Consider the following 9364-nt stretch of genomic DNA (forward strand, 5'->3'; position numbering starts at 1 on the left):
TTAGCGCTTGCCTTTATCTTTTTTGGCGATGTGACCGCGGAAGTTGCGCGTCGGGGCGAATTCGCCCAGCTTGTGCCCTACCATGTTCTCGGTCACATACACCGGGATGAACTTATTGCCGTTGTGAACAGCGAACGTGTGGCCAACGAAATCCGGGGAAATCATCGAGCGGCGCGACCAGGTCTTCACCACCGATTTCTTACCAGCCGTATCGAGTGCCGTGACTTTCTTTTCCAGCCGGAAATCAATGTACGGCCCTTTTTTTAGTGAACGTGCCATCTATTACTTCTTGCCTTTGCGGCTCACAATGAGGTTCTCCGAATACTTGTTCTTGTTGCGGGTCTTCTGACCTTTAGCCAGAATGCCGTTGCGGCTACGCGGGTGACCACCCGACGACTTGCCTTCGCCACCACCCATGGGGTGGTCAACGGGGTTCATTACCACACCACGAACGCGGGGACGACGACCGGCCCAACGGTTGCGGCCGGCTTTGCCCATGCGGGTGTTCATGTGGTCGCCGTTCGAAACGGTACCAACCGTGGCCATGCAGGTCACGAGGACCATGCGCATCTCACCGGAAGGCAATTTCAGCGTGGCGTAACGGTCTTCGCGGGCTACGATTTGAGCGTAGGTGCCGGCCGAGCGAGCCATTGCCGCGCCCTGGCCGGGCTGAAGCTCGATGTTGTGGAGGATGGTACCGAGGGGAATCTCGCGCAGCGGCAAGGTGTTGCCCACTTCGGGAGCTACGCCGGGGCCCGACACAATCGTCGTGCCTACCTGCATGCCGGCGGGCGCGATGATGTAACGCTTCTCGCCGTCAGCATAGTTGAGCAGGGCGATACGCGCGGTGCGGTTGGGGTCGTACTCGATGGTCTTCACGACAGCCGGCACGCCGGCTTTGTCGCGCTTGAAGTCCACGATGCGGTACTGGGTTTTATGACCACCGCCGATGTAGCGGTTGGACATTTTACCGGAAGAGTTCCGGCCACCCGTTTTGTTGAGGGAAGTCAAGAGCGACTTCTCCGGGGTCGACGCAGTAATCTCGTCGAACGCCGGCGCAACGCGGAAGCGCTGCCCTGGGGTTGTTGGTCTGAGTTTTTTAAGTGCCATTACTAGCTAGTTGTGCTTTTGCGGCGGAAAAATTGAAGAGGCCTACAGGTTGCCGTAGAAGTCGATAACGTCGCCTTCTTTCACGGTCACGATGGCTTTCTTACCGTGGGCCCGACGGCCGGTCACCTGACCGCCTTTGGTGCCACGGGTTTTCATTTTGCCAATGGTGCGCATCGTGTTGATTTCGGTCACCGTCACGCCGTACAGGGCTTCGATGTCCTTTTTGATTTGCACTTTATTGGCGGTGCGCTCCACTTCAAAAGTGTAGCGACCTTTTTCGTTGAGGCCGGTGGCCTTTTCGGTCACGATGGGGCGTTTCAGCGTGCTCATTATTCGGCGGTGCTATAGAGTTGAACCAATGAAGCCATGCCGTCTTCCGAAATCAACAAGGTATCCGTGTTGAGCAGGTCGTGGGTGTTGAGGCCGATGGGCGTCGACACCTTTACTTTCTCTAGGTTGCGGGCGCTGAGGATAACATTCTTGTTTACCTCACCGGTAACCAGCATGGTCTTTTTGCCATTGTTCAGCTTGAGGCCGTCGAGGATGGCAACGAAATCCTTGGTGCGGGGAGCGTTCAGCGAGATGGTTTCTACGAGGGAAATCTTGCCGTCTTTCGCCAAGCTCGACAGAGCCGAGAGGCGGGCTACACGCTTGGTCTTCTTGTTGAGCTTGAAACCGTAGTCGCGGGGCTGGGGACCGAAAATGCGGCCACCGCCTACGAATACGCCCGATTTCATGCTGCCGGCGCGGGCGCCGCCCGTACCCTTTTGCTTCTTCAGCTTCTTGGTGGTACGGTTGATTTCAGCGCGCTGCTTGGACTTGTGCGTACCCTGGCGCTGGTTGGCCAAGTACTGCTTCACGTCCAGGTACATCACGTGCTCGTTTACTTCGAGGCCGAAGATGGCGTCAGACAGGGTCACCTTGCGGCCGGTGTCTTCGCCTTTGATGTTATATACTGCGAGTTCCATCGTACTAGTCTATTTCTCGATTACCACGTAAGAGTTCTTCGCGCCAGGAATCGAGCCGCTCACCAGAATCAGGTTCTTGTCGCCTACTACGCGCATCACCTTCAGGTTCTGCACTTTGACGCGGTCATTACCCATGCGGCCACCCATGCGCATGCCTTTGAATACGCGCGAAGGCCACGAGCAAGCACCGATAGAACCGGGGTGACGCAGGCGGTTGTGCTGGCCGTGGGTCTGGCCACCAACACCCTGGAAGTTGTAACGCTTTACAACGCCCTGGAAACCCTTGCCTTTAGAGGTGCCTACTACGTCCACAAACTCGCCCTCTTCGAACAGAGTAGCATCGATGGTGGCGCCAGCGGCGTAGATCGATTCAGCGTCGAGGCGGAATTCAACCAGTTTTTTCTTGGGGGTCGTACCGGCTTTGGCGAAGTGACCAGCCAATGCTTTGGTGGTGTTCTTGGCCTTTTTCTCGCCGTACCCGATTTGAATGGCGGTGTAGCCGTCATTCGCGATAGTCTTAACCTGCGTCACTACGCACGGACCCGCCTCGATGAGCGTGCAGGGAATGCTTTTCCCGTCCGGAGTGAAGAGGCTTGTCATACCGATTTTCTTACCGATAATGCCAGGCATTCTGTTAATGATTAAATGACACAAAAAGAAAACGGCCGAGTGCCGTTTTCGCTAAGGGAGTGCAAAGCTAAGAAAAAAGGCTGAGCAATCCCAACCCATCGCATAAATATTTTCGCAGTGAGGCTGTTAGCTCGGCGAAAGGCCGGTTTTGTCATCCGAATTAGGCCGGACGCCAAACGGGGTCTTCGTCGTCGCTGGGCAGGGAGCCTTGTAGGGCGAGTAGCAGGAAGAATACCGCGAATGCGAGACCAATCTGCGTTTCCAGCGTGTATTCAACCAAAAACGACAGGCCGACGCTGACGTATTGGGCCAGCAATAATGGAGCACACTTTCGCCGGGCCCACCAAGCGGGGTAAAACAATCCGACCATAAACACCAGCAACCCGATTGCACCGTAAGCCGCCAGATTGTAGAGATACTGATTGTGGGGCAGAATGTAGTACTCTTCGGTCATCTCAGGGTAAATCCTGGCATATTCCTGCGCCATTTCACTTTCCAAATCGGCCTTTCCAACGCCTACCAGCTTGTCTTGTTGCCACACAGCTATGGCCGTTTTGTAAGAGTACAGTCGTCCCGAGATTGAAAATTTCTTTCCCTCGTGGGCCGTCTTCTGGGTGGCTTTGCTGACGTCTGTTTTGGTGTTGCTGATTTTGTTGCGGAACGTAGGAAAAGCTATATAGCTGAAGGCTGGCAGCAGAAGCAATGCCGCTGCCAGCGCACCAGCCTTTCTCCATTGTCCTTTGCGGAGCGCTAGCCAAAAAATGGCTATGCCGCCAAGTGCGTAAAATGTCATTTCGCCGCTGCGCACAGCCAGCAAATGCAAGAACAGGGCAAGCACTATTACGGAAGTAATCACCCACGGACGCCAATTGCGCTGTACAGCATCATGTACCAATAAGAGTACCCCTGCGACAATGGCCATTGTGATAAGCAGACTGAAGCGGATGTGCTCAGGCTCGGTTGGCATCACCTTGGAGCGGAAGTAGGACTCGTTAATCTCCGCGAAGTGCTGCAAGTAATTGATGGTGGCACCCGCAGCTGCCACAGCTGCCACTACTATTAGCAGAAACCAAAGCCAGCGCAGGTATCGCCCCGGCATGGCTGGGAGCAGCCAGAACCCGAGCGGCAGCAAAAGAAAGGGAAGTTGCATTACTACATCTCGACCGTAGTCTGCTAAGTGGCGAGCTTCTGTATGCAGGCCCGAAACCACGTGCAAGCCAAATACTAGCACCAAGCTTCCGAATACCGGCCATAACTGCCAGTTGGCTACCCGACGGTGAGTAACGGAATATACGATGCCGGTAAGAGTAATGCCAGCCATCCCAATACTGGGCAGTATCCGAAACCAATTGGCAACGAAAATGCCCACGATGATGCATCCGCAGAAAAATAGAGCGGCGCGGTGCAGACGAGCTAAAGTGAAAACAGATGGCATGAAAGCTTAAGAGTGGCCCTGCAAGTTCCAAAGAAAAAGCCCCACCGCAACAGGTGCGGTGGGGCTTTAACTCAATTAAGACTGAAATCGGTGCCTCAGACTTTGATTTCTACGTCAACGCCGCTGGGCAGTTCCAGCTTCATGAGGGCATCCACGGTCTTCGACGAGGTCGAGAAGATGTCCACGAGGCGCTTGTAAGTGCAAAGCTGGAATTGCTCCCGGCTCTTCTTGTTCACGTGGGGCGAGCGCAGCACGGTGAACTTCTCCTTTTGCGTGGGCAACGGAATAGGGCCGCTCACGATAGCACCGGTGGCCTTCACCGCCTTCACGATTTTCTCGGAGGATTTGTCGACCAAGTTGTGGTCGTAGCTTTTCAGCTTAATGCGAATTTTCTGGTTCATTGTGTTGGGTAGGGGCCGATTGCCCCCATTGAGAAAAGCTTATTTACCTCCTTTAACTTTTGCCACGATGGCTTCGGCCATGTTGGCGGGCACCTGCTCGTAGTGCGAGAAGGTGAGCGAAGCCGAGGCACGGCCCGACGACAGCGTGCGCAGGTCGGTTACGTAGCCAAACAGTTCCGACAACGGCACATCGGCTTTGATAACCTGAGCACCGCCTTTGGTGTCCATGCCCTTCATCAGGCCACGGCGGCGGTTCATGTCACCCGTTACGGGGCCGGTGTACTCGTCGGGGCAAACCACTTCTACAGCCATGATGGGCTCAAGCAGTTTCGGACCGGCTTTGCGGGCGGCTTCACGGAAACCGTCACGAGCTGCCAATTCGAACGACAGGGCATCCGAGTCAACGTCGTGGTACGAGCCGTGGAACAGGCGCACTTTCATTGTTTCGATGGGGAAACCAGCCAGCGGGCCACGCTTCATAGCCTCTTCAAAGCCCTTTTGGATGGGGGCAATGAATTCGCGGGGGATAACGCCGCCTACGATGGCGTTGTCGAACTCCAGACCAGCCTTTTCGGGCTCCACTTCTTTCGGGCCAAGTTCAAACACGATGTCGCCGAATTTACCACGGCCACCGGTTTGCTTCTTGTAGGTTTCGCGGTGCTCAACCTTCTTGGTAAGGATTTCTTTGTAGGCCACCTGGGGAGCACCCTGGTTGATTTCTACTTTGAATTCCCGACGCATGCGGTCGATGATAATTTCCAAGTGGAGTTCGCCCATACCACGCAAGATGGTCTGGCCGGTCTCTTCGTCGGTGTTTACACGCAGGGTCGGGTCTTCCTCGATGAGCTTGGCGATGGCCATGCCCATTTTGTCAACGTCAGCCTGCGTCTTGGGCTCGATGGCGTAGCCGATTACCGGCTCGGGGAAGCTCATCGACTCCAGAATCAGCGGATTCTTCTCGTCGGTCAGCGTGTCGCCGGTTTTGATGTCCTTGAAGCCTACACCTGCAGCAATGTCACCCGCCTGGATTTTGTCAATCGGGTTCTGCTTGTTGGAGTGCATCTGCATGAGGCGCGAGATACGCTCCTTCTTGCCGGTGCGGTTGTTCAGCACGTACGAACCACCGTCGAGCACGCCCGAGTAGCAGCGGAAGAAGCACAGACGGCCCACGTACGGGTCGGTGGCAATTTTGAACGCCAAGGCGGTGAAAGGCTCCGAGTTATCGGGGTGACGCTCCACTTCCGCACCCGAGTCGGGGTCGGTGCCGATGATGGCGGGCATGTCGAGGGGCGAGGGCAGGTAAGCCATAACGGCATCCAGCATGGTCTGCACACCCTTGTTCTTGAAGGCCGAGCCGCACAACACGGGCGAAAACTTCATGTCGATAACCGCTTTGCGGATTACCACCATCATTTCCTCACGGGTAATGCTTTCCGGGTCCTCGAAGAATTTCTCCATCAGAGTGTCGTCGTACTCGGCAACGCTCTCGATGAGTTTCTCACGCCACTCAGCAACGGTATCAACCAGGTCCTCAGGAACAGGGATTTCGTCGTACGATTTGCCTTCGGTTTTGTCGTCCCACACAATGGCTTTGCCGGTGAGCAGGTCAACTACGCCTTTGAAGGTGTCTTCAGCGCCAATCGGGATTTGCAGCGGCACGGGGTTAGCACCGAGTTTCTCCTTGATTTCGTTAACGGCTTTGAAGAAGTCAGCACCGGCACGGTCCATCTTGTTGACGAAGCAGATGCGGGGCACGCTGTACTTGTCAGCCTGACGCCATACGGTTTCCGACTGGGGCTCTACGCCCGAAACGGCGCAGAACAGGGCCACGGCACCGTCGAGCACGCGCAGCGAACGTTCTACTTCTACCGTGAAGTCAACGTGGCCGGGGGTGTCAATCAGGTTGATTTTGTACTGCTTGGTTTCGCCCGTCGTGTTGCCTTTGGCATCGGTGGGGTAGTTCCAGAAGGTGGTGGTAGCGGCCGAAGTGATGGTGATACCACGCTCCTGCTCCTGCTCCATCCAGTCCATCGTGGCGGCACCGTCGTGCACTTCCCCGATTTTGTGGGTTTTACCCGTGTAGTACAGAATACGCTCCGACGTCGTGGTCTTACCGGCGTCGATGTGCGCCATAATCCCGATGTTGCGGAGGTATGTGAGTTCTTGGTTAACGGCCATTGTTACAATAAGTGAATTTGTGAATGCCTGAATGGGTGAATGAGGTAAATGGTTCCGCTTAGAAACATTCACTCATTCACCCATTCATTCATTCGCACTTGTTTAGAAGCGGAAGTGCGAGAAGGCCTTGTTAGCCTCAGCCATGCGGTGGGTGTCGTCTTTCTTCTTGACGGCAGCACCTTCGCCTTTGGCGGCGGCGATGATTTCGCCAGCCAGCTTGTCTTTCATGGTTTTCTCACCACGACGACGAGCATATTGAATCATCCACTTGGCGCCTACCGAAATGCGGCGGTCAGCACGCACTTCAATCGGAACCTGGAAGGTGGCACCACCTACGCGGCGGCTTTTCACTTCCACGGTGGGCATCACGTTGTTCAACGCCTTGCGCCACATTTCGAGGCCGCTCTCTTTGGTGCGTTGCTCCACGAGGTCGCAGGCATCGTAGAAAATGGTGTACGCCAGGTTTTTCTTGCCGTCGTACATCATGTAGTTCACGAAGCGGGTTACCAGCGTCTCCTTGTACTTAGGGTCCGGCAGCAGAACGCGCTTTTTCGGTTTTGACTTTCTCATGATAGTAGTAAGTATGTAGTAGTAAGTATTGAGTAACAAGTAGCAAGACCGTATTGGTCTCACTACTCAATACTTACTACTTGCTACTAATTCTATTTATTTCTTCTTACCGGGTGCTGGTTTTCCACCTTTGCCGGTTGCAGCGGGCTGACCGGGCTTCGGACGCTTGGCACCGTACTTCGAGCGGCGCTGCAGACGGCCGCTTACACCGGCGGTGTCCAAGGCGCCACGGATGATGTGGTAACGCACGCCTGGCAAGTCTTTTACCCGGCCACCACGAATCAGCACGATGCTGTGTTCCTGGAGGTTGTGGCCTTCACCGGGGATGTATGCGTTTACTTCCTTACCGTTGGTAAGGCGCACACGGGCCACTTTGCGCATAGCCGAGTTCGGCTTCTTAGGCGTGGTGGTGTACACACGGGTGCACACGCCCCGACGCTGCGGGCACGAATCAAGGGCGGGCGACTTTGACTTGGTAGTCAAAGCCTCACGGCCTTTCCGTACGAGTTGGTTAATGGTTGGCATTTAGAGAATGGTTGGTTTGGAGCCGTTTGCCCCTAAAATTTGGCTTGCAAAGGTAAGAGTATTCCGCCGCAATAGCAAACAGAGTGAGGATGTTAATTTTATGGTTATCCGTTATAGCCGAAAAACAAAAGCGCCTCCACTGGAAAATGGAGGCGCTTTCGCAGCTGGAGCTTCTGGTTCAGTTTAGCATCAGCCGTAATGAAAGCGACAAGATGCCACATAGACGTTGTTCGCATCAGTCCGATACACTAGCCGATGTTCCTGTGTGATACGCCGCGACCACAATCCGGCAAGGTTGCCTTTCAGACCTTCTGGTTTGCCCGTGCCTTTGAATGGGTCACGCTGGCACTCTTGCAGCAGTTGATTCAACTTCTTCAAAACCGCCTTATCGTTCTCCTGCCAGTAACGGTACTGCTCGAAAGCATCAGGTGAGAAAACTACGTTTCTCATTCTGTCGGAATTTCCACTTGCACGAACTCGCTACGCTCTAACTGCTCGATAGAGCGCCGTAAGTGTTCGGCATTTGCTTCGGAAGAAAGCAAGTATTCAGTAGTGTCCATCTCTACCGTCTTTGCCTTGCGGGCACGCCGTGGGCGCGGGTTGCTAACGTAGGTGATGCTGCGTAGCATTTCAAGCATGAATGCAGCCCGGTCTTCGGGTACTTCAAAGACGATTTCCATAGATACTAAAGATAAACGGGCGGTTAGAAATTCCCTACGCCTCCCCTACCGCGCCGCCGAAGTTCATCGGGTAGCTGGGGGCTTCGCTCTGCATCTTGATGGTGCCGAAAGCGGCTTCAAACCGCTCGATGTTCTCGGTGAGGGCCTGCAGCAGACGCTTGGCGTGCTCGGGCGTGACGACGATGCGCGCCTTCACCTTGGCCTTGGGCAGGCCGGGCATCATGCGGATGAAGTCAATCACGAACTCGCTGTTGCTGTGCGCAATCATGGCGAGGTTGGCGTATTCGCCCTCGGCCATGGCTTCGGAAAGCTCGATGTTGATGGCGTTGGGGTCCGGGTTTTGGTCGGTTGGTTGCATCTTCTAATGATGGTTAGTTGCTCATAGTTGATTCTATGAAATCCATTACTTCAGCTACTGTCAAACTGAATATACCTGCCTTGCCTTCCAGAAAGGCCTCGCGCCACATCATATAGCCTTCTTCAAAGTCAGGCAATACTACAACGTGGTCTACCATATTTGTCACACTGGCATCAAGTGCTTCTTCTGAAAAGGGCAAATGCGAAGCAGTCGTACCGGGAATACCACCGGGGTCGGCTGGCTTGAGATTCAAACCGTCTACGTGGATGTGTACTGCAACTGCTGTACCGTGCTGCAATTCTACTTTGACAATTGTTATTACCGAGTGAGGTTCATTAGATCGCGTTTGATATGCCCACACTTGCCCAACCTTATACTTAGAAGTAGTTATGTCTTGTAATGGAGCGACTGAATGGTCTGACATATTACATGATGAGTTGACTTTCAACAAAACAGAAAAAGCCGACCGGGTCACCCCAGTCGGCTTTTCCATTACAAACCTACGACTG

14 protein-coding genes are annotated in these 9364 nt (G+C 54.4%); all 14 read right to left on the reverse strand.

Going from position 1 to position 9364, the window contains the following annotated elements; genetic code table 11:
• Nucleotides 1-279, reverse strand: a complete 279-nt coding sequence (gene rpsS / locus MTP16_RS02250; RefSeq protein WP_190925685.1) for a 30S ribosomal protein S19 — start codon at nucleotides 277-279, stop codon at nucleotides 1-3.
• Between the two features lie 3 nt (nucleotides 280-282).
• The gene (gene rplB, locus MTP16_RS02255) at nucleotides 283-1110 is read right to left on the reverse strand and encodes a 50S ribosomal protein L2 (protein ID WP_243515596.1); all 828 of its coding nucleotides are present in this window, start codon (nucleotides 1108-1110) and stop codon (nucleotides 283-285) included.
• Nucleotides 1111-1152: 42 nt separating this feature from the next.
• On the reverse strand, nucleotides 1153-1440 hold the full coding sequence (rplW, locus tag MTP16_RS02260) for a 50S ribosomal protein L23 (RefSeq protein WP_243515601.1): 288 nt from the start codon (nucleotides 1438-1440) through the stop codon (nucleotides 1153-1155).
• Entirely contained in the window at nucleotides 1440-2078 is a 639-nt protein-coding gene (rplD, locus tag MTP16_RS02265) for a 50S ribosomal protein L4 (protein WP_243515605.1), read from the reverse strand. The genes rplW and rplD overlap by 1 nt, the downstream gene beginning before the upstream one ends.
• A gap of 9 nt (nucleotides 2079-2087) precedes the next feature.
• The gene (rplC, locus tag MTP16_RS02270) at nucleotides 2088-2708 is read right to left on the reverse strand and encodes a 50S ribosomal protein L3 (RefSeq protein WP_243515608.1); all 621 of its coding nucleotides are present in this window, start codon (nucleotides 2706-2708) and stop codon (nucleotides 2088-2090) included.
• Nucleotides 2709-2868: 160 nt separating this feature from the next.
• Nucleotides 2869-4143: an O-antigen ligase family protein gene (locus tag MTP16_RS02275; RefSeq protein ID WP_243515610.1), complete on the reverse strand. Its 1275-nt coding sequence runs from the start codon at nucleotides 4141-4143 to the stop codon at nucleotides 2869-2871.
• A gap of 95 nt (nucleotides 4144-4238) precedes the next feature.
• Entirely contained in the window at nucleotides 4239-4544 is a 306-nt protein-coding gene (gene rpsJ / locus MTP16_RS02280; protein WP_190925673.1) for a 30S ribosomal protein S10, read from the reverse strand.
• 39 nt (nucleotides 4545-4583) lie between these two features.
• Complete coding sequence (fusA, locus tag MTP16_RS02285) at nucleotides 4584-6722, reverse strand: elongation factor G (protein ID WP_243515612.1); 2139 nt, start codon at nucleotides 6720-6722, stop codon at nucleotides 4584-4586.
• Between the two features lie 102 nt (nucleotides 6723-6824).
• Nucleotides 6825-7292, reverse strand: a complete 468-nt coding sequence (gene rpsG, locus MTP16_RS02290) for a 30S ribosomal protein S7 (protein WP_196291002.1) — start codon at nucleotides 7290-7292, stop codon at nucleotides 6825-6827.
• Between the two features lie 96 nt (nucleotides 7293-7388).
• Entirely contained in the window at nucleotides 7389-7817 is a 429-nt protein-coding gene (gene rpsL / locus MTP16_RS02295) for a 30S ribosomal protein S12 (protein ID WP_243515615.1), read from the reverse strand.
• Nucleotides 7818-8006: 189 nt separating this feature from the next.
• Nucleotides 8007-8267, reverse strand: a complete 261-nt coding sequence (locus MTP16_RS02300) for a Txe/YoeB family addiction module toxin (protein WP_243515617.1) — start codon at nucleotides 8265-8267, stop codon at nucleotides 8007-8009.
• The gene (locus MTP16_RS02305) at nucleotides 8264-8497 is read right to left on the reverse strand and encodes a hypothetical protein (RefSeq protein WP_243515618.1); all 234 of its coding nucleotides are present in this window, start codon (nucleotides 8495-8497) and stop codon (nucleotides 8264-8266) included. The genes MTP16_RS02300 and MTP16_RS02305 overlap by 4 nt, the downstream gene beginning before the upstream one ends.
• Before the next feature lie 34 nt (nucleotides 8498-8531).
• Nucleotides 8532-8855, reverse strand: a complete 324-nt coding sequence (locus MTP16_RS02310; protein ID WP_046245258.1) for a DUF3467 domain-containing protein — start codon at nucleotides 8853-8855, stop codon at nucleotides 8532-8534.
• A 13-nt stretch (nucleotides 8856-8868) separates the two neighbouring features.
• Nucleotides 8869-9348 (reverse strand): hypothetical protein, encoded by a 480-nt coding sequence (locus tag MTP16_RS02315; RefSeq protein WP_243515620.1) that lies wholly within the window; start codon nucleotides 9346-9348, stop codon nucleotides 8869-8871.
• Between the last annotated feature and the right edge of the window lie 16 nt (nucleotides 9349-9364).

Origin of the sequence: Hymenobacter monticola (assembly GCF_022811645.1) — a bacterium.
GTDB lineage: Bacteria > Bacteroidota > Bacteroidia > Cytophagales > Hymenobacteraceae > Hymenobacter > Hymenobacter monticola.

Excerpts from the sequence above, each read along its gene's own strand:
- rplD (WP_243515605.1), bottom strand. The coding sequence starts at position 2,078 with ATGGAACTCGCAGTATATAACATCAAAGGCGAAGACACCGGCCGCAAG.
- rpsJ (WP_190925673.1), bottom strand. The coding sequence starts at position 4,544 with ATGAACCAGAAAATTCGCATTAAGCTGAAAAGCTACGACCACAACTTG.
- rpsG (WP_196291002.1), bottom strand. The coding sequence starts at position 7,292 with ATGAGAAAGTCAAAACCGAAAAAGCGCGTTCTGCTGCCGGACCCTAAG.
- MTP16_RS02275 (WP_243515610.1), bottom strand. The coding sequence starts at position 4,143 with ATGCCATCTGTTTTCACTTTAGCTCGTCTGCACCGCGCCGCTCTATTT.
- rplB (WP_243515596.1), bottom strand. The coding sequence starts at position 1,110 with ATGGCACTTAAAAAACTCAGACCAACAACCCCAGGGCAGCGCTTCCGC.
- rpsL (WP_243515615.1), bottom strand. The coding sequence starts at position 7,817 with ATGCCAACCATTAACCAACTCGTACGGAAAGGCCGTGAGGCTTTGACT.
- MTP16_RS02305 (WP_243515618.1), bottom strand. The coding sequence starts at position 8,497 with ATGGAAATCGTCTTTGAAGTACCCGAAGACCGGGCTGCATTCATGCTT.
- fusA (WP_243515612.1), bottom strand. The coding sequence starts at position 6,722 with ATGGCCGTTAACCAAGAACTCACATACCTCCGCAACATCGGGATTATG.
- rplW (WP_243515601.1), bottom strand. The coding sequence starts at position 1,440 with ATGAGCACGCTGAAACGCCCCATCGTGACCGAAAAGGCCACCGGCCTC.
- rpsS (WP_190925685.1), bottom strand. The coding sequence starts at position 279 with ATGGCACGTTCACTAAAAAAAGGGCCGTACATTGATTTCCGGCTGGAA.
- MTP16_RS02300 (WP_243515617.1), bottom strand. The coding sequence starts at position 8,267 with ATGAGAAACGTAGTTTTCTCACCTGATGCTTTCGAGCAGTACCGTTAC.
- MTP16_RS02310 (WP_046245258.1), bottom strand. The coding sequence starts at position 8,855 with ATGCAACCAACCGACCAAAACCCGGACCCCAACGCCATCAACATCGAG.
- rplC (WP_243515608.1), bottom strand. The coding sequence starts at position 2,708 with ATGCCTGGCATTATCGGTAAGAAAATCGGTATGACAAGCCTCTTCACT.
- MTP16_RS02315 (WP_243515620.1), bottom strand. The coding sequence starts at position 9,348 with ATGGAAAAGCCGACTGGGGTGACCCGGTCGGCTTTTTCTGTTTTGTTG.